Consider the following 20,008-nt stretch of genomic DNA (forward strand, 5'->3'; position numbering starts at 1 on the left):
TGGGCCTGGCGTGCCTGCTGCTGGCAGGCGCGTGCATGGCCGCGTCGCCGGTGCCCGGCAGTGGGCGGCCGGACCAGCGTCACGTGCTGGTGCTGGGCCGCATCAGCGACGATCCGAAGTCACACTATGCGCAGCTGCAGCCCCTGCTGGATTACGTGGTGGCGCACATGCACGACCTGGGCATCACCGAAGGCCGCGTGCTGATGGCGCGCGATGCGCAGCAGATGGCCAGTTACCTGCGCCGCGGACGCGTTGACTGGGTCACCGAAACGGCCAGCACCGCGGTGGCGCTGGGCCAGCGCGCGGATGCACGCCCGCTGCTGCTGACCGAACGCAGCGGAGTGCGCGAATACCACAGCGTGTTCTTCGTGCGCCGCGAAAGCCAACTGCACCAGTTGGCGGACCTGCGCGGGCATACCCTGGCGCTGCAGAATTCGGCCTCCACCAGTGCCTACCTGGTGCCGGCCATGACCCTGCTGGAAAACGGCCTGGTGCCGCAGATCCTGCAGGAGCCCGATGACACGCCCACCGCCGATGCGGTGGGTTACGTGTTCGCGCGTACCGAGCTGAACATCGCCACGTTCGTGCAGAAGGGCATGGTCGACGCCGGTGCGGTGAGCAGCGTGGATTGGGACGATGAGCGGCGGGTGCCGCCGGCGTTCAAGCATGACCTGCGGGTGATCCATCGCACTGCGCCGTATCCGCGCGCGGTGGAGGTGGTGCGCGCGGACCTGGATCCGCAGGTGCGCGATCGCCTGCAGCAGGTGCTGCTGCAGGCCGCGCAGGACCCGCAGGCGAAAGATGCATTGGCACGGTTTTTTGGTACATCCGGCTTCCATCGCGTTGATGCGCGGATGCTTCGGCGGCTGGATGATTTGAAACGAGGACTGGTACGCGTGCGGATGGAAGTGGAATGAAGCGCCTGGGCTTGGGATCGGGAATGCAGGCGCGCTTCGTGCTGGCGATGGGCGGGGCGATGCTGGTGGTGGTGGCCATCCTGGCGGTGCTGTTGGGACGGCAGGCGGCCTCCCAGCGGGAGGTGACCCGCCTCAGCGGCACGGTCATCCACGAACTGTTCGACCGCAGCATGCGCAGCCGCGGCGAGACGATGGCCCGTGAACTGGCCGATGCGTTGTCCAACCCGCTGTACTACAACGACCTGGAGCAGGTCGGTGCGCTGGTGCGCAACGTGTCGCGGCAACGCGCGGTGGGCTACGTGCTGGTGTTCGATGCCAAGGGCCGCCTGCTGCATGACGGGTCGGTGGCCGTGCCGGACTATGGGCGTGCGATGTCCGATCCACTCGCGGCCAAGGCGGTGGCCGCCAAGGCCGCGCTGGTGCAGGAATCGCCCAAGGTGCTGGAAAACAGCATGCCGATCATGGTCGGCAACCAGCGCCTGGGTGGCGTGCGCGTAGGCATTTCGTTGAAGGAAGTGCAGGTGCTGGAGGCGCAGGCCAGCCAGACCCTGGCGCAGCGGCTGGAACAGGTCGGCACCCGCCACCTTGGCTGGCTGCTGCTGATGCTGGCGCTGCTGGTGGCGATCGGGGTGGCGGTGGTGCTGTACGTACAGCGCACCCTGGTCACGCCGATCCGTGGGCTGGCGATGGCGGCGCGGCAGATCGAGGCCGGCGACTACCAGGTGCCGCTGCGCGAGAACCATCGCGACGATGAAGTCGGCGAGCTGGTGCGCGCCTTCGCCCGGATGCGCGATGCCATTGCCCGGCATGACCGCGAAGTGCGGCACATGGCCTACACCGATGCCCTGACCGGGCTCACCAACCGGCTGGCGTTCCGCGAGACGCTGGACCATCGCCTGATGGCGGCGCGCGCGTCGGGCCACCAGTTGGCGTTGCTGTTTGCCGACATGGATGACTTCAAGCGGGTCAACGACACGCTGGGCCACGAAGCAGGCGATGAAGCGCTGCTGCAGTTCGTCCAGCGGATCAGCGAGGCCGTTTCTGCGGCGGGCGGCGACGAGGCGCTGCTGGCGCGCTTCGGCGGCGACGAATTCGTGATCCTGCTGGCCGAAGGCGATGTCGCCGCGCAGGCGCGCGAGCTGGCCGACCTGCTGGTGCGCGAGCTGGGCAAGCCACTGCGCGTACAGGGCCGCGAGCTGTTCCTGGGGGCGTCCATCGGCGTCACCTTGTTCCCCGATGATGCCGCCGATGCGACCACCCTGCTGAAGAACGGCGACATCGCCATGTACCAGGCCAAGATGGCGGGCAAGAACTGCCATCGCTACTACAGCCGCGCGATGGACCACGCCGTGGAACGCCGCGTGCACATGGAGCAGGAGCTGCGCGGTGCCTGGGAACGCGGTGAACTGCGGCTGGCCTACCAGCCGATCTTCCGCACCCGCGACCGGCGCATGGTCGGGGTGGAAGTGCTGCTGCGCTGGCAGCACCCGACGCTGGGCACGATCCCGCCATCGGTGTTCATCGAAGTGGCCGAGCAGAGCGGACTGATCGAAGTGATCGGCCCGAAGGTGCTGCGCGCGGCGTGCATGGAAGCGGCGCAGTGGCCGCGCAGCGGGGATGGCGAGGGGATGTTCGTGTCGGTCAACGTGTCACCGCGGCAGCTGCGCGGCGGCGAACTGCCGGACCTGGTCGCGCAGTGCCTGCACGAATCCGGACTGCCGGCTTCGCGCCTGCACCTGGAGCTGACCGAGACGGCCGTGATAGGCGATGAGATGCTGGCCGCCCAGTTGCTGGACAAGCTGCACCGCACCGGCGTGAAAGTATGGCTGGACGATTTCGGTACCGGTTTTTCAGGACTCAGCCACCTGCGCCAGGTGCCGGTGGACGGGGTGAAGATCGACAAGAGCTTCGTCGCCGACATGCAGCGCGACCCGGATGACCTGGCGCTGACCACCGCGATCATCGCCATGGCCCACGCGCTGGGAATCACCGTGGTGGCCGAAGGCATCGAGCAGGAAGTGCAGTTCGACCTGCTCAGCCAGCGCGGCTGCGACCTGGCCCAGGGGTACTGGCTGAGCCACCCGATCACCGCCACCGCAGTGGTGCAGATGATCGAATCCGGCGCCTGATTTCCGGCTATACGGGGCGCTTGCTGGGGTCGCCGGGAAGTTCGCGGACCAGCTTGGGGACCAGGTAGCCGGACAGGCGTGCGGTCAGAGCGGCGATCAGGGCCTTGGCCGTTGCATCGTCCACTTCGAAGTGGGCCACGCCCTCCACGCGATCCAGCTGGTAGAGGTAGTACGGCATCACCCCGGCGGCGAAGCTGCGTTCGCTCAGCGCGGCCAGCGCGTCTTCGCTGTCGTTGACCCCGCGCAGCAGCACGGCCTGGTTCAGCAGCTGCGCGCCGGCCGCGCGCAGGCGCGCCAGGGCGGCATCCACGCTGGCATCGAATTCGTTGGCGTGGTTGGCGTGGATCACGAAGGCCAGCGGCCACGGCAGGCTGCCCAGCCAGGCTACCAGTTCATCATCCACGCGCTCGGGCAGCACCACCGGCAGGCGGCTGTGGATGCGCAGCCGGCGCAGGTGCGGGATGGCGCGCAGCGCGTCGGTCAGCTCCACCAGCTTGTGCGTGGCCAGCGACAGGGGATCGCCGCCGGACAGGATGACCTCGTCGATGCCCGGGTCTTCGGCGATGGCCCGCACCGCCTCCTGCCAGCCGCCCTTGGCGGCGTTTTCGGTGCCGTAATCGAAGTGGCGGCGGAAGCAGTAGCGGCAGTTGATCGCGCAGCTGCCGGTGGTCACCAGCAGCGCCCGACCGCGGTACTTCTGGATGACCCCGGTGGCCTTCTTGGCCGCGCCATCGCCGACCGCATCCAGGCTGAAGCCGGGCACCTGGCGCATTTCGGCGTCGATCGGGAGCACCTGGCGCAGCAGTGGATCGTGCGGGTCGCCATGCCGCATGCGGGCCACGAACCCTTCCGGTACGCGCTGCGCGAACTGCTGCAGGGCCGCCTCGGAAACACCCAGCGCGGCAGGCTCCAGGCCGAGCCGCGCAAGCAGTTCGCCGGGATCGCGTATCGCCTGGCGCCAGAGCTGCTGCCAGCGGGCGGAAACGGGGCGGTGAGCGGCGGAGAGCTGCATGGACAGGGGGCCTGCGGTTATCATGGGGGCATAAATCAGTGCCCACCGGCCTCCGGTGGGCTTTCCATTCTATCCGGCTCGCCGCACATGCGGCGGTTTCGCCATTTGAGGAGCTTGAGCATGGCCACTGCGGGCATGAACGATGTCAAGAACGGGATGAAGATCCTGGTCAACAATGAACCGGCCGTCATCTCGGAAACCGAGTTCATCAAGCCGGGCAAGGGCCAGGCCTTCACCCGCGTGCGCTACCGCTTCATCAAGTCCGGCCGGACCGTGGAAATGACCATGAAGGCCACCGATGACGTGGAAGTGGCCGACGTCGTCGACACCAACATGGACTACATGTACAGCGACGGCGAGTACTGGCACTTCATGGACCCGGAATCCTTCGAGCAGGTGCAGGCCGACAAGGCCGGCATGGGCGGCGCGGAGAAGTGGCTGAAGGGTGAAGAATCCTGCATCGTGACTCTGTGGAACGGTTCGCCGATCTTCGTGCAGCCGCCGAACTTCGTTGAACTGAAGATCACCGAGACCGATCCGGGCGTGCGTGGTGACACCTCCGGCGGCGGCGGCAAGCCGGCCACGCTGGAAACCGGCGCGGTGGTCCGCGTTCCGCTGTTCGTGAACCAGGACGAGATCATCAAGGTCGACACCCGTTCGGGCGAATACTCCGCACGCGTAAAGTAATCCGGCACAGCCGGATTACGGTAGGGACGGCCGCTGGCCGGGTACGCGCCATCGCATTCGCGCTGGCGCTCCCATGATCTGCTTCGGCAGATCATGGGCCCCGCTTCACGAGTCTCCAGACCCCGCCGCTTCGCGGCAGCCCCTGACTCAGGGGCGTGTCCCCCAGCAGTATCTCGCCGCCCCCCAGCCAGTGAGCCCGCATGAGCGATAGCCCGCACCTCCCCGAAGCCTGTGACCTGCTGATCGAAGCCGGTTACGTGGTCCCGATCGAGCCGCATGCCGTGGTGCTGGAAGACCACGCAGTGGCGGTGCGCAACGGCGAGATCATCGCGATCCTGCCACGCAGCCAGGCGCGCGAACGCTTCACTGCCGCCCAGGTGGTCAGCCGCCCGGAGGCGGCGCTGATGCCGGGCCTGGTCAACGCCCATACCCATAATCCGATGACCCTGCTGCGCGGGGTGGCCGACGACCTTCCGTTGATGACCTGGCTGCAGCAGCACATCTGGCCGGTGGAGGCAGCGGTGATCGGGCCGGAATTCGTCGCCGACGGCACCACCCTGGCGATCGCCGAAATGCTGCGCGGCGGCACCACCTGCGCCAACGAAAACTACTTCTTCGGCGACGTGCAGGCCGCGGTCTACAAGAAGCACGGTTTCCGCGCGCTGGTCGGCGCGGTGATCATCGACTTCCCCACCGCCTGGGCCAAGAGCGATGACGAGTACTTCGCCAAGGCCGGCGAGCTGCACGACCAATGGCGCAACGATCCGCTGATCGGCACCTCGTTCGCGCCGCATGCGCCGTATACGGTCAACGATGCGAACTTCGAGCGCGTGCGCATGCTGTCCGACCAGCTGGACATGCAGGTGCACCTGCACACGCATGAGACCGCGCAGGAAGTCAGCGATTCGATCAAGCTGCACGGCCAGCGCCCGTTGGCGCGCCTGGATCGGCTGGGGCTGGTCAACGACCGCCTGATCGCCGTGCACATGACCCAGCTGACCGACGCGGAAATCCACCTGTGCGCCGAGCGCGGCGTCAGCGTGGTGCATTGCCCCGAATCGAACCTCAAGCTGGCGTCCGGCTTCTGCCCGGCCTGCGCGCTGCAGCGCGCGGGGGTGAACCTGGCCATCGGCACCGACGGCTGCGCCAGCAACAACGACCTGGACATGTTCAGCGAAAACCGCACCGCGGCGATCCTGGCCAAGGCCGTGGCCAACGATGCGACCGCGCTGGATGCGGCGAGCACGCTGCGCGCGTCCACGCTGGGCGGTGCGCGTGCGCTGGGCTTCGAACAGCGCATCGGCTCGATCGAAGTCGGCAAGCAGGCCGACCTGGTCTGCGTGGACCTGTCCGCGCTGGAAACCCAGCCCCTGCACAACGTGTTGTCGCAGCTGGTGTATGCCACCGGCCGCCAGCAGGTGAGCGATGTGTGGATCGCCGGCCAGCCCAAGCTGGTGCAGCGCGAACTGGTCGGCATGGACCTGCCGGGCATCATCGCCAACGCGCGCCAGTGGCGCGAGCGCATCCGCCACGTGCGCGCCTGATCCATCCCATCCGCGCGCCTTCCGGCGCCGCAAGGACACCCCATGAACGCCCCGAACGCTTCTTCCAATTTCGACCAGGCCGAGCTGGACAAGTTCGCCGCCCTGGCCAACCGCTGGTGGGACGCGGAAGGTCCGCAGAAGCCGCTGCATGCGCTCAACCCGGTGCGCACCAAGTATGTCGCCGACCGCGCACCACTGCGCGGCCTGCGCGTGCTGGACATCGGCTGCGGTGGCGGCCTGCTCAGCGAGGCGCTGGCCCAGGCCGGTGCCGAGGTGACCGCCATCGACCTGGCGCCGGAACTGGTCAAGGTGGCGCGCCTGCATGCGCTGGAAACCGGCGTGACCGTGGACTACCGGGTGCAGGCCGCCGAGGATCTGGCCGCCGAGCAGCCGGGCAGCTTTGACGTTGTGACCTGCATGGAAATGCTGGAACACGTGCCGGACCCCGGTGCGATCATCGAAGCCTGCAAGCGCCTGCTGAAACCCGGCGGCCAGCTGTTCCTGTCCACCATCAACCGCACCGCCGCCGCGTTCGCGGTGGCGATCGTGGGGGCTGAATACGTGGCCCGGCTGCTGCCCAAGGGCACCCACCACTACCAGGAATTCATCACCCCGGCCGAGCTGTCACGCTGGCTGCGCGACGCCGACCTGCAGCTGCAGGACGTCAGCGGCATGGCCTACGAGCCGTGGCGCAACCGCGCACGGCTGTCCAGCCGTACCGACATCAACTATCTCGCCCACGCGACCAAGCCGGCATGACCGCAGTGCGCTTCCCGCCCGCGGTGCTGTTCGACCTGGACGGTACCCTGCTGGACAGCGCGCCGGATTTCGTTGCGACCGCGGCCGACATGCTGGCCGCTCGCGGCCGGCCGCCGATCTCCCTTGAAGCGCTTCGCCCGGTGGTCTCCAAGGGCTCGCGGGCGATGCTGGCCGTGGCCTTCCCCGAGCTGCCCGGCGATGAGCGCGATGCGTTGATCCCGGAGTTCCTGCAGCGTTACCAGGCACTGATCGGCCAGCATGCAACGCTGTTCGATGGCGTGGCGGGCATGCTCGCCGCGCTGGACGCTGCCGGCGTGCGCTGGGGCATCGTCACCAACAAACCCGAATACCTGGCGCGGCTGATCCTGCCGCAGCACGGCTGGCAGGCGCGCTGTGCGGTGCTGGTCGGCGGCGATTCGCTGCCCGAGCGCAAGCCGCACCCGCTGCCGTTGCTGCATGCGGCGCAGGCGATCGGCATCGCGCCGTCGCACTGTGTGTACGTCGGCGATGACGAGCGCGACATCATCGCCGCGCGCGCTGCCGGAATGCCGTCGGTCGCCGCGTTGTGGGGCTATCGCCTGGCCGATGACGATCCGGCCAGCTGGAACGCCGATGTTGCGCTGGAAGATGCGCACTTGCTGCAGCAGGCCACACGCTGGCCGACCCTCCCGGCACCGCCGGTCAAGCATTGAAGGATACGTAGTGAACAGCAGTGCGTTGGACAGCTTCCTGGACAAGTGGCGTGCACGCTGGCCCGAGTGGTCGGTGGCCGAGCCGTTCGTCGCGCCGGAACATCGTGCGCGGGCGGTGGCGTGGTTTTCGTTGCTGCAGGAATTGGATGACATGCTCAACACCAGCGGCGACCCGCTGCCGGCCGATGCCAAGCTGGCCTGGTGGGGCGAAGAGCTGCGCAGCTGGGCGGGCCAGCGCTCGCGCCACCCGCTGGGCCGCGTGCTGGAGCCGATCCGCGCACCGTGGGCGGTACTGGCCGATGCGCTGCCGAGCCTGGTGGAGGCGCGTGCCGTGGCCGTGGATGCGGCCGCCGCGCAGCGTGCGTTGACCGCGTTCGCCGAAGCGGTGGCGGCAGTGGAGGTGGTGCTGTTCGAAGACCGCCCGCGCGCCGGTGCGGGCCAGGCCGTGCTGCAGCAGACGCTGGCGCAGCGGCTTTACGACGCGGGCGTGACCGGCGTGCCGCGCTCGCTGCTGGAACCCGACGCTGCCGCCGCTCCACGGCGCTGGGCCGGTGAGCTGCTGAGGGACTGGAAGCTGCGCGTTGCCGGCCCGCGGCCGCGGCGGATCTGGGCGGCGTTGGCGCGTGCGCGGCTGCAGTCGCAGGCCAGTGGCAAGCCGATTGAAGCAACGCCGGTGCGCACCTTGTTGCGTGTGTGGTGGGCCGCGCGCGGATGATGCCGCGCGGCTAGCGCCGACCCAAGGTCGGCGAGCGCAGCGGGCGGTGCTCTGAAAGATTCCGCCGAGCGCGGCTCGGTGCTACCAGAACGCGTCGGTAGCGCCGACCCAGGGTCGGCGAGCGCAGCGGGCCGTGGCCTGACCGATTCCGCCGAGCATGGCTCGGCGCTACCAGAACGAGACGGTAGCGCCGACCCATGGTCGGCGAGCGCAGCGGGCGGTGGTCTGAAAAATTCCGCCGAGCACGGCTCGGCGCTACCTGCGTTCCAGCACCAGCAGCGGGTCGATGCGGGTGTCGAACCAGTTCATGCCCCAATGCAGGTGCGGGCCGGTCGCCCGCCCGGTAGCCCCCACCGCGGCAATCACCTGGCCCTGTTCGACCCGGTCGCCGACCTTCACGTCGATGCGCGACAGGTGCAGGAAGTTCGAGCTCACCCCGAAGCCGTGGTCCAGCAGCAGCGTGCCGCCGGTCAGGTACAGGTCCGGTGCGGCGAAGGTCACCACGCCAGCCGCCGGTGCCTTGACCGGCGTGCCGGTGGGCACGGCGATGTCCATGCCGGAATGGCCCGATCCGGGCTGCCCGTTGTAGACACGCGCATTGCCGAAGCGGCCGCTGATGCGACCCTGCACGGGCCACACGAACGGCTGGGCGAAGTCGGCGCGGTTGTCATCGCGCGCCCGCGCCGCCGTCACCTGGGCCTGTTCGCGCTTGATCCGTTCGGCGATGGCCGGCGGCGGATTGACCGTCTTCGGCGGCACGCCGTTGACCCGTTCCACCGGCCAGTCACGCGGCGTCACCGCGATCGCGACGCGCTCGCTGCCGCCGTCGGGGCGCTGTACGTCAACCTGCAGCGGACCCTGCTCGTCGCGACCGATGCCGAACACCACGCTGCCGTAGCCACTCACCCGCAGGCTGCGACCGGCATAGCGCACGCTGCTGCCGGCCGGCACCTTGCCGATCACCATCGCGCCCTGCGAGGCGCTGGCGGGAAACACCACGCGGCTGTCGGTGGCCTGTGCTTCGACCGGGGCCGCCGCGGACAGCAGCACGGGCAGGGCGCCGGCCAGCACCGAGCCCAGCAACAGCGCCCGCATCAGCGGTTGAACGCCAGGCGCTGGCCGTTGGCCGCCCCCACGATCTGCGTGCCGTCCCAGGCCAGCTGGCCATTGATCCAGGTCGAGGCGATGCGCGACTGGAAGGTGGTGCCTTCGAAGGGCGACCAGCCGCACTTGGACAGCACGTCTTCGCGCTTGACGGTGAACGGCTTGTCCTCCACCAGCACCAGGTCGGCGAAATAGCCTTCGCGCAGGAAGCCGCGTTCGGCCACGTCGAACAACTGGGCCGGCGCGTGCGCGAACTTCTGCACCACCCGGGCGATGTCCAGCTTGCCTTCGTGCACCAGTTCCAGTGCGGCGGTCAGCGCGTACTGCACCAGCGGCAGGCCGGACGGCGCCTGCGCGTAGGGCTTCTGCTTTTCTTCCCACGTGTGCGGGGCATGATCGGTGGCCAACACGTCGATGATGTCTTCCACCAGCGCAGCGGTCAGCGCCTCGCGGTCAGCCACGTCCTTGATCGCCGGATTGCACTTGATGAGGTTGCCCAGGCGCGCGTAATCGGTGCGGTCGAAGCGCAGGAAATGGATGCAGGTTTCGGCGGTGATCTGCTTGCGGCTGCCGTCGGCGCGGATCAGCGGGCCGCGCTCGAACAGGGCCAGTTCGTCGGCGGTGGAAATGTGCAGTACGTGCAGGCGGGTGCCGTGCTTGCGGGCCAGCGATACCGCCAGTTCGGACGACTTCAGGCAGGCCTGGCGCGAGCGGATGTCCGGATGCTGCTCGGCGCTCAGGGTGTCGCCGTACTGCGCCTGGTATTCCTTCATCAGCGCGTCGATCATCGGCGTGTCTTCGCAGTGGGTGATGATCGGGGTCGGCGCGTCGCGGAAGATCGCGTCCAGCGTTTCCGGGTTGTCCACCAGCATGTTGCCGGTGGAGGCCCCCATGAACACCTTGATGCCCGGCGCGGTCTTCGGATCCAGGCGCTGGATGTGCTCCAGGTTGTCGTTGCTGGCGCCCATGTAGAAGCCGTAATTGGCGCGCGCGCGGCCGGCGGCGGAATCGTACTTGGCCTGCAGGGCGTCGGCGTTCAGCGTCGGCGGGTTGGTGTTGGGCATGTCCATGAAGGTGGTCAGGCCACCGGCCACCGCGGCGGCCGATTCGGTGGCGATGTCGCCCTTCTGGGTCAGGCCCGGCTCGCGGAAGTGCACCTGGTCATCGATCATGCCGGGCAGCAGCCAGCGGCCGGCGGCATCGACCACCTGCTCGCCATCGCGCGCGGCCAGCCCGCTTTCAATGCGTGCGATGCGGCCATTCTCGATGCGCAGGTCGGCATCGAAGACGCGGCCTTCGTTGACCAGGCGGGCGTTGGTAATCAGCGTGGAAGGCATGTCAGTGGTTTCCTTTGCAGCGGCAGGCGGGATCTTCGGTGCGTTCAGGCACCGGATCGAATCCGCCGGGATGGAAGGGGTGGCAGCGGCCGATACGGCGCACGGCAAGCCAGCTGCCACGCAGCGGACCGTGGCCGGCGATGGCCTGCATGGCATATTCGGAACAACTGGGGACAAAGCGGCAGCGCGGCCCGAGCAGCGGGCTGATGAAGCGCTTGTAGAAGCGCAGCAGGGCGATGAGCAAGTGGGAGATCACCCGTTCATAGTAAAACGAGTGTCCGCGCTTGGGGTGAATCGCGGCGGCATGGGAGGCTGGCCCGCGCCGCCCGGTGGATGGCGTCTGCCCATTCAGTGCAGGCCCGTTGGGGCACATGGTTGGCAGCGGCGCATATTTGTCGCAGGATGGGGCGTTGGCTGCCGCACGCGTCCTGCGCCGCAGCCATGTCGGCGGCTGTGTCCGTCGACCAGGTTCCGTGCCGCGCAGCAGGTCATGCGGGTTCCGGGCATGCCACAGCCCCGTGTTGCAAGGGCCGTGTGTGCGTCCTGTCACGCGGTTGCTGCAGTCGGCCGGGTAGGCTATAAAGGCCCGCTTTCCCGGGCCCCGGGGAATCCAAGGAAGAGCGTTTCGTGGCTGCTAAAAAATCTGCAAAAAAGGCCGTCAAGGCCGCCAAGAAGTCCGCCAGCCCTGTTGCGAAGAAGACGGCGGCCAAGTCCGTAGCCAGCAAGCCGGCCAAGCCGGTGGCCAAGGCGACGGGAAAGACAGCGGCCAGGACGGCCACGGCGAAGAAGGCGCCGGCAGCGAAAGCGCCCGCGAAGAAGGCGCCGGTAAAGAAGGTCGTGGCCAAGAAGGCTGCGGCCACCAAGGCACCGGCGAAGAAGGTGGTGGCCAGGAAGACGGCAGTGACCAAGGTAGCGGCGAAGAAAGCGCCGGCCAAGGTCGCCAGCAAGCCGGCCAAGGCCGCTGCCAAGCCTGCCAAGGCGGCCACCAAGCCGGCCAGCAAAGCGGCAGTAAAGAAGCCCGTGGCCACGCCGGCCCCCGCAAAGAAGGTTTCCACGGTCGCCAAGGCGGCCAAGGCCGCCAAGCCGGTTTCCGGCAAGGCGACCGCAAGCAAGCCGTCGGCCAGTCCGGCGGTGAACAAGACCGCCACGGCAAAGCCCGCGGTCGGCAAGGCTGCCGGCAAGCCGGCGGCAGTGCCTGCAGTGAAGTCCGTACCGAAGCCGGCGCCGCCGGTTCCGGCCACGTCTGTCCCGGCCAGCGACGCCGGCACCAAGGCACCTGAAAAGGTGGCCAAGGCGCCAGCCAAGCAGGCCCCGCAAATCAAGAATCCCGTGCCCGTTTCGAAATCGTCCGCGAAAACCCCTGTGAAATCCGATGCCGCCCCGAAGACTGTTACCCGCCCGGTGGGCAAGGTTGCCGTGGCAGTGACCGCACGCTCGACCGCTCCGGCGCCGCGCAGCAAGTACAAGGTGGTCGAGTACAAGACCGACGAAGCCACCGGCCGTCCGATCCTGCCCACCGGCTACAAGCCGGGCGCGGAAGAGGAATACATGAGCCCCCTGCAGCAGGAATACTTCCGCAAGCGCCTGCAGGACTGGCGCGCCGACCTGGTGGAAGAATCCAAGCAGACCATCGAGAACCTGCGTGAGGAAGTGCGTGACATCGGCGATGAAGCCGAGCGCGCGACCCGCGAAACCGAGAACTCGCTGGAACTGCGCACCCGCGACCGTTACCGCAAGCTGATCGGCAAGATCGACAGCACGCTCAAGCGCCTGGAAGCAGGTGACTACGGCTACTGCGTGGACACCGGTGAAGAGATCGGCCTGGATCGCCTGGAGGCGCGCCTGACCGCCGAGCGCACCATCGATGCGCAGGAGCGCTGGGAACACCTGCAGAAGCAGCAGGGCGACTAAGCCCCGCGCGGATGCCGATGCATGACGAAAAGCCCGGTTCGCACCGGGCTTTTTCGTTTGCGCATCCGCCGATCGGGGCCAGGGCGGTAGCGCCGACCCATGGTCGGCGAGCGCAGCGGGCTGGCCGCGGCAGGATTCCGCCGAGCACGGCTCGGCGCTACCAGGGCCGCACGGTAGCGCCGACCCATGGTCGGCGAGCGCAGCGGTCGGTGGTCGTCAGGATTCCGCCGAGCACGGCTCGGCGCTACCAGGGCAGTACGGTAGCGCCGACCCATGGTCGGCGAGCGCAGCGGTCGGTAGGCTGACCGCGTTACCGCAACTGCAGGTCCAACTCGCCGCGCTGCGGCAGCTGCACCATCACCGGCTCGCTCTGCAGGTCACCATCGGCGTGCGCGGCGGTTCCATCGCGCGACAGCCGTGCCAGCACCTCCACGCGTGCATGCGCGGACAGCGGCTGGGTCGGCATCGGGCTGTCGGCGTCGCTGAGGCTGACGCTGGCAGGCAGCGCCTGCAGCGGATAGCGGCGCACCGCCACCGGCATCGGCGGGCCTCCCGGTGCACGCGCCAGTACGAACAGGGCCGCGCCCTGCGGCCACTGCGCGGGATCGAAACCGGGCGGCAGCGCGATGCGCACGCGCACCCGCGTCGCCGCCTTTTCCTGCACCGCGCCCGCTGACGCAGCGGGCGCCTGGGCACCGGCCGCAGCGCGTGCGATGACCAGCTGTTGTTCCAGCGCCGCCGCCGCCCCGGGCTGCAGGCGCGGCAGCAGCGCGGACCACACGGCCACCGCCTCGCCATCGCGGCCGCGTTGGCGCAGCGCGATGCCCAGCAGCCAGGCCGCGCGTTCGGCATCGGGCTGCACCTGCAGCGCATGCTGCAGCCACTCCAGCGCCACGTCATCGAAGCGCTTTCCCGGATCGGCCTGGGCACGCGCCTGGGCGGCTTCCACCAGCACCCCGGCGTCGTCCGGCGCCAGCGCTGCAGCGCGGCTGTACGCGGCGGCAGCGGCATCGAGCTGGCCGAGCTCAGCGCGCGAGCGGCCCAGCAGCACCCAGCCATCGGCACGTTGCGGTTCCTGCTCCAGTGCCTGTTCCAGCGCCTGCACGCCATCGCGCAGTTCCGCCAGCGAGGGCGCGGCTGGTGCCTGCGCGGCGCGCGGATCGCCGACCAGCAGGTACAGGCTGGCGCTTGCCACGCCGATGCTCAGGCAGGCAGCCATGAAACCCAGCCGCCCACGCGCGCGCAACGGCCACAGCACGGCCAGTGCCAGCAGCAAGCCGGCAACGCCGGCCAGCGCGGCCAACGCGGCCGTCACCAGCCGTCACCGCGGTTTTCGTCGACCACCACGGCGCCGCCCCGGCGCCGCACCAGCCGCCACACCACCAGCCCGCCGCCCAGCAGGAACAGCAGCGGCCCGCCCCACAGCAGCCAGGTGCCGGGCTGCAGCGTGGGCTGGTACAGCACGAACTCGCCGTAGCGCTGCACCAGGAAGCGCTTCACCTCGGCATCGTCATGGCCCTGCTGGATCAACTGCAGCACTTCGCGGCGCAGGTCCTGGGCGATCTGCGCATTGGAATCGGCCAATGACTGGTTCTGGCACTGCACGCAGCGCAGCTGCGCGGCGAGTGCGTGGAAGCGTGCTTCTTCGGCGGCATCGGTGAACTGCAGCGGCCGCGCGTCGTGGACCGGCTGCTGTGCGCGGGCGACGCTGCAGAACAGCGAGGCCAGCAGCAGCACGGCCATCAGCAGGCCGCCTGCGAAGCGGCGCGCGCCCTGCGGGTCAGGGCGTGGCGTGCAGTGCATTGCCGGCATCGGCCTGGGCTTTTTCGATCTGTTCCAGTGCCGGGATCAACTTCTGGTCGACCACCGCCTGGGTCATCGCGCCGCTGTACTTCCAGCGCACCACGCCGCTGCCATCCACCAGGAAGGTTTCCGGTGCGGCGGTGATGCCCCAGTCGATCGCGGTGCGGCCTTCGATGTCACTCAACACCACCATGAAGGGATTGCCCAGCTGTTCCAGCCAGCGCAGGGCATCGGCCGGTTCATCCTTCCAGTTGTAGCCGATGACCCGCACGCGCTTGGTTTCGGCGAAGCGGGTAAGCACCGGGTGTTCTTCGCGGCAGGCGGCGCACCAGCTGCCCCAGACATTGATCAGGTACGGTGCACCGCGCAGTTCTTCGCTGCGCACGTGGATGTCCGGATCATGCAGCACCGGCAGTTCGAAGGCCGGCGCCGGCTTGCCGATCAGCGGCGAGGGCAGGACATCGCGCTGCGGATCGCCGCTCTTCATCACCCCATACACCATCAGCCCGAGCAGGCCGAAGAAGAACAGCACGCCGATCACGATGGCCACCGGGGGCAGCGGACGGGAAGGGCGGGGGGCGGGGGATTCGGACATGGAAAACAGGACTCCTACGGACGGCGGAAACGACGATCAACGGCAGCGACCAGGCCACCGAGCGCCATCAACAGCGCCCCGAGCCAGATCCAGCGCACGAATGGCTTGATATGCACGCGTACGGCCCATGCATTGTTGCCCAGCGGCTCGCCCATTGCCACGTAGACATCGCCGGAAAGCCGCGCGTCGATGCCGGCTTCGGTCATCACCTGGCCACCGCTGGCATACAGGCGTTTTTCCGGGTGCAGCAGCGCGCGTTCGCGGCCATCGCGGAACACCCGCAGGTGTCCGCGGTCGGCGCTGAAGTTCGGGCCTTCGCGGTGGTCGACGCCTTCGAAGCGGATTTCATGGCGGCCCACCACCACGGTCTGCCCGGGTGACAGGGCCACCTCGCGTTGCACGTTCAGCGCTTCAACCAGGAGCGCGCCGGCCAGGAACACCGCCATGCCCGCATGGCCCAGCAGCATGCCGGTCATTTCCGCGGTGAAGCGTCCATTGCCACGCAGGCGCTGCCAGATGAAGCGTGCCGTGCCCAGTCCCACCCAGGCGGCCGCGCCGACACCCAGGCCGACCTTCCAGCCGTTCTGCGGTGCGCGCCACCAGGCCAGCGCGGCCAGCAGCATGGCCAGCGCCAGCCAGGGCAGCAGCAGCGCCAGCGCGCGCGAGGGCTGGTCACGTTGCCAGTTCACCAGTGGGCCGAACGGCAGCAGCAACACCAGCGGGGCCATCAGCAGCAGGAACAGGCTGCCGAAGTAGGGCGGCCCGACGGAGATCTTGCCGAGCCCCATCGCATCGGCCAGCAAGGGATACAGGGTGCCCAGCAGCACCATCGCGCAGGCGCTGGCCAGCAGCAGGTTGTTGGCCAGCAGCAGGGTCTCGCGCGAGGTGGCGGTGAAGCCGCGGCGCGGATCGCTGCTGTCCACGCCAAGGCGGCCGGCGCGCAGCGCGAACAGCAGCAGCGCCCCGCCCACCAGGATTGCCAGGAACAGCAGGATGAACATGCCGCGCGAGGGATCGGCGGCGAACGAATGCACGCTGGTCAGCACGCCCGAGCGCACCAGGAAGGTGCCGAGCAGGGACAGCGCGAAGGCGGCGATCGCCAGCAGCAACGTCCAGCTGGCGAAGGTGCCGCGCTTTTCGGTCACCGCCTGCGAATGGATCAGCGCGGCGCCGGCCAGCCACGGCATGAAGCTGGCATTTTCCACTGGATCCCAGAACCACCAGCCACCCCAGCCCAGTTCGTAGTAGGCCCACCAGCTGCCCAGCGCGATGCCCAGGGTGAGGAACGCCCAGGCCACGTTGGTCCACGGCCGTGTCCAGCGCACCCAGCGCGTGTCGACCCGGCCATCCAGCAGCGCGGCAACGGCGAACGCGAACGGCACCGAGAACCCCACGTAGCCCAGGTACAGCATCGGCGGGTGGATGATCAGTCCGGGGTCCTGCAACAGCGGATTGAGGTCACGGCCTTCCAGCGGCGCCGGGATCAGGCGCGCGAACGGATTGGAGGTGAAGATCAGGAACGCGAGGAAGCCGATGCTGACCAGGCCCATCACCGCCAGCACGCGCGCCTGCACGGTGGCGGGCAACCGCCGCGAGCCCAGCGCCACCGCGCCGGTCCATGCGGCCAACACCAGCGCCCACAGCAGCAGTGAGCCTTCGTGCGCGCCCCACACCGCCGACCAGCGATACACCATCGGCAGCAGCGTGTTGGAATTTTCCGCGACGTAGCGCACCGAGAAATCCTGCTGCACGAACGCAGCGGTGAGCACCGCGAAGGCGGCCGCCACCAGCAGCAACTGCGCCAGCGCCGCCGGCCGCGCGACCTGCATCCAGCTGGCGATGCCGCGCTGGGCGCCGATCAGCGGCAGGCTGGCCTGCAGCAGCGCCGCCAATAACGCCAGCAGCAGCAGGATCTGTCCCAGTTCGGGCAGCACTCAGCGCACCTCGGGCGCAGGCACGGGCACATCGTGCTTGACGTGTGCCTTGCCCATCTTGTCGGCCAGTTCCTTCGGCATGTAGGTTTCATCGTGCTTGGCCAGCACTTCTTCGGCGATGAAACGGTCGCCCTGCAGGCGCCCGGTCACCACCACGGCCTGGCCCTCGCGGAACAGGTCCGGCAGGATCTGGTCGCTGCGCACGGTCATGTCCGCATCACCATCGGTGACGGTGAACAGCGCCACCAGCGAGCCGGGCTCGCGTTTCAGTGAGCCCTTGGCGACCATGCCGCCCAGGCGGAAGCGTTCGGCGCTGCCGGCATCACCGCGCAGCACTTCGGCCGGGGTGTACAGGTAGGCGACGTTGCGCTGCAGGGCCATCGCCACCAGCGCAGTGGCCAGCCCGGACGCGGCCACCAGCAGCAGCACCCAAAGCAGGCGACGGCGACGCTGCGGATTCATCGCTCGAGCTCCAGCGGCAGCCCGTTGCCGGCGCTGGCCGAGCGGCGTGCCTGCTGGCGCAGCTGGCGCTGGCGGGCGTCCTGCTGCGCGCGGCGCAGGCGCAGGTGCGAGCCGATGGCATCGATCGCCAGCACCCCGGCGAACACCGCGTAGGCGGCGACCACGTAGCCCAGGTACGTCATGGTTCCCCCTGCAGCTGGCGCTGCACCCAGTCCTTGCCGGCTTCGCGCTGCAGGTTGTCCGCACGCGCCTTGGCCAGCAGCGAGCCGACGAACCACAGCTTGGTGCCGATCACCATCAGCCACAGCGGCAGCTGCATGCTGGCATCCAGCGTGGTCGGCCCGAACAGGCGGATGGTCTGGCCCTGGTGCAGGCTGCCCCACCAGTCCACCGAATACCGGATGACCGGCAGCAGCGCGACCCCGACGATGGCCAGCAGGCCCGCCGCGCGCGCGGCGTTGCGCCGGTCTTCGATGGCCATGTACAGCCCGATAACCCCGAAATAGAGGAACAGCAGGATAAGTTCGGTGGTCAGGCGCGGGTCCCAGTCCCACCAGGTGCCCCACATCGGCCGGCCCCAGATGCTGCCGGTGAGCAGGGTGATCAGGGTGAAGCCTGCACCGATCGGCGCGCACGCCATCGCCAGGACTTCGCAGACCTTGATCTTCCACACCAGTGCGATTGCCGCATACAGCGCCATCAGCGCGAACACGAACAGGCTCATCCATGCGCTGGGCACGTGCACGAACAGGATGCGGAAGCTGTCGCCCTGCTGGTAATCGGCCGGCACCACGAACAACGCCTGCCACAGCCCGAAGGCAAGCACCGGCAGCGCAGCGAGGTGGAAGACGCGGGACCAGCGACGGGCGAAACGGTCGAAGGTGGGCGGCGAGCCGAGTTGGTGGAACCAGCGGACGATCGGTTGCATGCGGTAGCGGCTATCCCGGGTTGTCGGTGTGGCTCAGCTCAAGGAAATGCGGATGGCGGCAGCGGTAGCCAGTGGCGCCAGCACCAGCGCCACCACCAGCCCGGCGGCGAGCATCAGCAGCGCGCCATACGGATCCTGGTTGCGTGCGGCCGCAGCGACGCTGCCTGCGCCGAACACCAGAACCGGCACGTACAGCGGCAACGACAGCAACGCCACGAGGATACCAGAGCGCCGGATGCCGACCGTCAGTGCCGCCACCATGCCGCCGATCAGGCTCAACAGCGGCGTGCCCAGCAGCAACGATGCCAGCAACATCGGTAGTTGGTCATGTGGCAGATGCAGCATTTCCGCCAGCAACGGGCTGAGTACGATCAGCGGCAGGGCCGTCGTCAGCCAGTGCATCAGCACGCGCACCAGCACCAGCCAGGCCAGCGGCACCGGCGCCAGCAGCCACTGTTCCAGCGACCCATCTTCGGCATCGGAACGGAACAGCGAATCCAGCGCCAGCTGTCCGGCCAGCAGCACTGCCAGCCACAGCACCGCGACGGCGTTGCCGGCCAGCTGGCGTGGATCGCGGCCGGACGCCAGCGCGAACAGCACCACCACCAGCAAGGCGAACAGCACCGGCTGCAGCGCATCGCCGCGGCGGCGCCAGACCAGCCGCAGGTCGCGCACGGCCAGCGCACGCGCGGTCTGCCACAGGCCGGGTTCGGTGCCGGGGGCGATCATGCGGCCACCTGCGGCAGCGCCAACTGCAGCTGGCGCGTGCGCACCGGCGGGGCGGCGTAGGCGCCGTGGGTGGTGACCAGCGCCGCGCCACCGCCGCGCAGGTGCGCGGAGATCATCCGGTTGACCAGGTTGATGCCCTCCAGGTCGAGGTTGGCATAGGGTTCGTCCAGCAGCCACAGCGGTGCAGGCGACAGCCACATCCGCGCCAGCGCCAGCCGGCGCTTCTGCCCGGCCGACAGATGCCGTACCAGGGTGTCTTCGTGCCCGGCCAGCCCGACCACCGCCAATGCGTTGCCGGGCATCTGGCGCGCACGACGGCCATGCAGGCCGCACAGGAAATGCAGATTCTGCAGCGTATCCAGGTCCGGTTTCATCGCTGGCAGGTGGCCCAGGTAGGCCACGAAGCGCGCGCGTTCGGCGGTGCTGGCGGCGCGGCCATCGATCTCCACGCGCCCGGCCGAAGGCCGCAGCAGGCCTGCCAGCACGCGCAGCAGGGTGGTCTTGCCGGCACCGTTGTCGCCCTGCACCAGCAGCGCTTCGCCGGTGTCCACGTGGAAATCGAGCGGGCCGAACACGCGTTCGTCATCTCGTGAGAAGCAAAGGCCATGTGCGGCCAGCAGCGCAGGGGTATCCAAGGGGCGATTCTCTGCGCCGAACACGGGCCCTGATTGTAAAGGGTAGAGAGGGCCGCTGGCCGGTAGTGACGGCCGCTGGCCGTCAAGGCGCTACACTCACATGCCTGTCTTCCAA

Annotated in this window: 21 protein-coding genes; 8 read left to right on the forward strand and 13 right to left on the reverse strand. The window is 68.7% G+C overall.

Features of this window, described 5'->3' with window-relative positions:
- Window positions 1–35 precede the first annotated feature (35 nt).
- A complete protein-coding gene (locus tag QE373_RS06925) occupies window positions 36–917 on the forward strand; it encodes a phosphate/phosphite/phosphonate ABC transporter substrate-binding protein (RefSeq protein WP_309689607.1) in 882 nt (293 codons plus the stop codon).
- Entirely contained in the window at window positions 914–3,046 is a 2,133-nt protein-coding gene (locus tag QE373_RS06930; protein ID WP_057506866.1) for a GGDEF domain-containing phosphodiesterase, read from the forward strand. Before QE373_RS06925 ends, QE373_RS06930 begins: the two co-directional genes overlap by 4 nt.
- Window positions 3,047–3,053: 7 nt before the next feature.
- On the opposite strand, the gene epmB is transcribed toward QE373_RS06930, so the two are convergent.
- The gene (gene epmB, locus QE373_RS06935) at window positions 3,054–4,058 is read right to left on the reverse strand and encodes an EF-P beta-lysylation protein EpmB (RefSeq protein ID WP_057506865.1); all 1,005 of its coding nucleotides are present in this window, start codon (window positions 4,056–4,058) and stop codon (window positions 3,054–3,056) included.
- Between the two features lie 120 nt (window positions 4,059–4,178).
- On the opposite strand from epmB, the gene efp reads away from it, so the two are divergent.
- The 5 genes from efp to QE373_RS06960 all read left to right on the forward strand — a co-directional run bounded on the left by efp (window position 4,179) and on the right by QE373_RS06960 (window position 8,455).
- Window positions 4,179–4,745 carry an elongation factor P gene (gene efp, locus QE373_RS06940; protein WP_182339677.1) on the forward strand — a complete coding sequence of 189 codons (567 nt, stop codon included), beginning with the start codon at window positions 4,179–4,181 and terminating at the stop codon, window positions 4,743–4,745.
- Between the two features lie 200 nt (window positions 4,746–4,945).
- Window positions 4,946–6,289, forward strand: coding sequence for a TRZ/ATZ family hydrolase (locus QE373_RS06945; protein ID WP_057506863.1), 1,344 nt, complete (start codon window positions 4,946–4,948; stop codon window positions 6,287–6,289).
- Window positions 6,290–6,331: 42 nt separating this feature from the next.
- A complete protein-coding gene (gene ubiG, locus QE373_RS06950; protein WP_057506862.1) occupies window positions 6,332–7,048 on the forward strand; it encodes a bifunctional 2-polyprenyl-6-hydroxyphenol methylase/3-demethylubiquinol 3-O-methyltransferase UbiG in 717 nt (238 codons plus the stop codon).
- On the forward strand, window positions 7,045–7,740 hold the full coding sequence (locus tag QE373_RS06955; protein ID WP_309684999.1) for a phosphoglycolate phosphatase: 696 nt from the start codon (window positions 7,045–7,047) through the stop codon (window positions 7,738–7,740). Before ubiG ends, QE373_RS06955 begins: the two co-directional genes overlap by 4 nt.
- Before the next feature lie 10 nt (window positions 7,741–7,750).
- Window positions 7,751–8,455 carry a phytoene/squalene synthase family protein gene (locus QE373_RS06960; protein WP_309685001.1) on the forward strand — a complete coding sequence of 235 codons (705 nt, stop codon included), beginning with the start codon at window positions 7,751–7,753 and terminating at the stop codon, window positions 8,453–8,455.
- Between the two features lie 255 nt (window positions 8,456–8,710).
- On the opposite strand, the gene QE373_RS06965 is transcribed toward QE373_RS06960, so the two are convergent.
- From QE373_RS06965 to yidD, 3 genes are read right to left on the reverse strand one after another with little or no spacing between them, the layout of a single operon-like run.
- Window positions 8,711–9,550, reverse strand: coding sequence for a peptidoglycan DD-metalloendopeptidase family protein (locus QE373_RS06965; RefSeq protein ID WP_309685003.1), 840 nt, complete (start codon window positions 9,548–9,550; stop codon window positions 8,711–8,713).
- Window positions 9,550–10,896 carry a dihydroorotase gene (locus tag QE373_RS06970; protein ID WP_123699762.1) on the reverse strand — a complete coding sequence of 449 codons (1,347 nt, stop codon included), beginning with the start codon at window positions 10,894–10,896 and terminating at the stop codon, window positions 9,550–9,552. Before QE373_RS06970 ends, QE373_RS06965 begins: the two co-directional genes overlap by 1 nt.
- Window position 10,897: 1 nt before the next feature.
- Window positions 10,898–11,152 carry a membrane protein insertion efficiency factor YidD gene (gene yidD / locus QE373_RS06975; protein WP_042615209.1) on the reverse strand — a complete coding sequence of 85 codons (255 nt, stop codon included), beginning with the start codon at window positions 11,150–11,152 and terminating at the stop codon, window positions 10,898–10,900.
- Window positions 11,153–11,523: 371 nt separating this feature from the next.
- On the opposite strand from yidD, the gene dksA reads away from it, so the two are divergent.
- Entirely contained in the window at window positions 11,524–12,807 is a 1,284-nt protein-coding gene (gene dksA / locus QE373_RS06980; RefSeq protein ID WP_309685006.1) for an RNA polymerase-binding protein DksA, read from the forward strand.
- 310 nt (window positions 12,808–13,117) lie between these two features.
- Here dksA and QE373_RS06985 read toward each other — a convergent pair whose 3' ends face one another.
- Genes QE373_RS06985 through ccmA form a run of 9 tightly spaced genes read right to left on the reverse strand, consistent with a single transcriptional unit; the run spans window position 13,118 to window position 19,893 of the window.
- Entirely contained in the window at window positions 13,118–14,122 is a 1,005-nt protein-coding gene (locus QE373_RS06985; RefSeq protein ID WP_309685008.1) for a cytochrome C biogenesis protein, read from the reverse strand.
- Window positions 14,119–14,550 carry a cytochrome c-type biogenesis protein gene (locus tag QE373_RS06990; RefSeq protein ID WP_152983342.1) on the reverse strand — a complete coding sequence of 144 codons (432 nt, stop codon included), beginning with the start codon at window positions 14,548–14,550 and terminating at the stop codon, window positions 14,119–14,121. Before QE373_RS06990 ends, QE373_RS06985 begins: the two co-directional genes overlap by 4 nt.
- Window positions 14,551–14,587: 37 nt before the next feature.
- Entirely contained in the window at window positions 14,588–15,205 is a 618-nt protein-coding gene (locus QE373_RS06995; RefSeq protein WP_057506853.1) for a DsbE family thiol:disulfide interchange protein, read from the reverse strand.
- A gap of 14 nt (window positions 15,206–15,219) precedes the next feature.
- On the reverse strand, window positions 15,220–17,139 hold the full coding sequence (locus QE373_RS07000) for a heme lyase CcmF/NrfE family subunit (RefSeq protein ID WP_309685010.1): 1,920 nt from the start codon (window positions 17,137–17,139) through the stop codon (window positions 15,220–15,222).
- Window positions 17,140–17,601: a cytochrome c maturation protein CcmE gene (gene ccmE / locus QE373_RS07005; protein ID WP_057506851.1), complete on the reverse strand. Its 462-nt coding sequence runs from the start codon at window positions 17,599–17,601 to the stop codon at window positions 17,140–17,142.
- A complete protein-coding gene (gene ccmD, locus QE373_RS07010; protein WP_309685013.1) occupies window positions 17,598–17,783 on the reverse strand; it encodes a heme exporter protein CcmD in 186 nt (61 codons plus the stop codon). Before ccmD ends, ccmE begins: the two co-directional genes overlap by 4 nt.
- On the reverse strand, window positions 17,780–18,529 hold the full coding sequence (locus tag QE373_RS07015) for a heme ABC transporter permease (protein WP_057506849.1): 750 nt from the start codon (window positions 18,527–18,529) through the stop codon (window positions 17,780–17,782). Before QE373_RS07015 ends, ccmD begins: the two co-directional genes overlap by 4 nt.
- Window positions 18,530–18,562: 33 nt before the next feature.
- Entirely contained in the window at window positions 18,563–19,258 is a 696-nt protein-coding gene (ccmB, locus tag QE373_RS07020) for a heme exporter protein CcmB (protein WP_057506848.1), read from the reverse strand.
- Window positions 19,255–19,893 (reverse strand): heme ABC exporter ATP-binding protein CcmA, encoded by a 639-nt coding sequence (gene ccmA / locus QE373_RS07025; RefSeq protein ID WP_057506847.1) that lies wholly within the window; start codon window positions 19,891–19,893, stop codon window positions 19,255–19,257. Before ccmA ends, ccmB begins: the two co-directional genes overlap by 4 nt.
- Between the last annotated feature and the right edge of the window lie 115 nt (window positions 19,894–20,008).

The sequence above is a fragment of the Stenotrophomonas sp. SORGH_AS_0321 genome (assembly GCF_031453215.1).
In the GTDB taxonomy this organism is placed as follows: domain Bacteria; phylum Pseudomonadota; class Gammaproteobacteria; order Xanthomonadales; family Xanthomonadaceae; genus Stenotrophomonas; species Stenotrophomonas chelatiphaga.

Excerpts from the sequence above, each read along its gene's own strand:
- QE373_RS06925 (WP_309689607.1), top strand. The coding sequence starts at position 36 with ATGGCCGCGTCGCCGGTGCCCGGCAGTGGGCGGCCGGACCAGCGTCAC.
- QE373_RS06930 (WP_057506866.1), top strand. The coding sequence starts at position 914 with ATGAAGCGCCTGGGCTTGGGATCGGGAATGCAGGCGCGCTTCGTGCTG.
- epmB (WP_057506865.1), bottom strand. The coding sequence starts at position 4,058 with ATGCAGCTCTCCGCCGCTCACCGCCCCGTTTCCGCCCGCTGGCAGCAG.
- efp (WP_182339677.1), top strand. The coding sequence starts at position 4,179 with ATGGCCACTGCGGGCATGAACGATGTCAAGAACGGGATGAAGATCCTG.
- QE373_RS06945 (WP_057506863.1), top strand. The coding sequence starts at position 4,946 with ATGAGCGATAGCCCGCACCTCCCCGAAGCCTGTGACCTGCTGATCGAA.
- ubiG (WP_057506862.1), top strand. The coding sequence starts at position 6,332 with ATGAACGCCCCGAACGCTTCTTCCAATTTCGACCAGGCCGAGCTGGAC.
- QE373_RS06955 (WP_309684999.1), top strand. The coding sequence starts at position 7,045 with ATGACCGCAGTGCGCTTCCCGCCCGCGGTGCTGTTCGACCTGGACGGT.
- QE373_RS06965 (WP_309685003.1), bottom strand. The coding sequence starts at position 9,550 with ATGCGGGCGCTGTTGCTGGGCTCGGTGCTGGCCGGCGCCCTGCCCGTG.
- QE373_RS06970 (WP_123699762.1), bottom strand. The coding sequence starts at position 10,896 with ATGCCTTCCACGCTGATTACCAACGCCCGCCTGGTCAACGAAGGCCGC.
- QE373_RS06990 (WP_152983342.1), bottom strand. The coding sequence starts at position 14,550 with ATGGCCGTGCTGCTGCTGGCCTCGCTGTTCTGCAGCGTCGCCCGCGCA.
- QE373_RS06995 (WP_057506853.1), bottom strand. The coding sequence starts at position 15,205 with ATGTCCGAATCCCCCGCCCCCCGCCCTTCCCGTCCGCTGCCCCCGGTG.
- ccmE (WP_057506851.1), bottom strand. The coding sequence starts at position 17,601 with ATGAATCCGCAGCGTCGCCGTCGCCTGCTTTGGGTGCTGCTGCTGGTG.
- ccmD (WP_309685013.1), bottom strand. The coding sequence starts at position 17,783 with ATGACGTACCTGGGCTACGTGGTCGCCGCCTACGCGGTGTTCGCCGGG.
- QE373_RS07015 (WP_057506849.1), bottom strand. The coding sequence starts at position 18,529 with ATGCAACCGATCGTCCGCTGGTTCCACCAACTCGGCTCGCCGCCCACC.
- ccmB (WP_057506848.1), bottom strand. The coding sequence starts at position 19,258 with ATGATCGCCCCCGGCACCGAACCCGGCCTGTGGCAGACCGCGCGTGCG.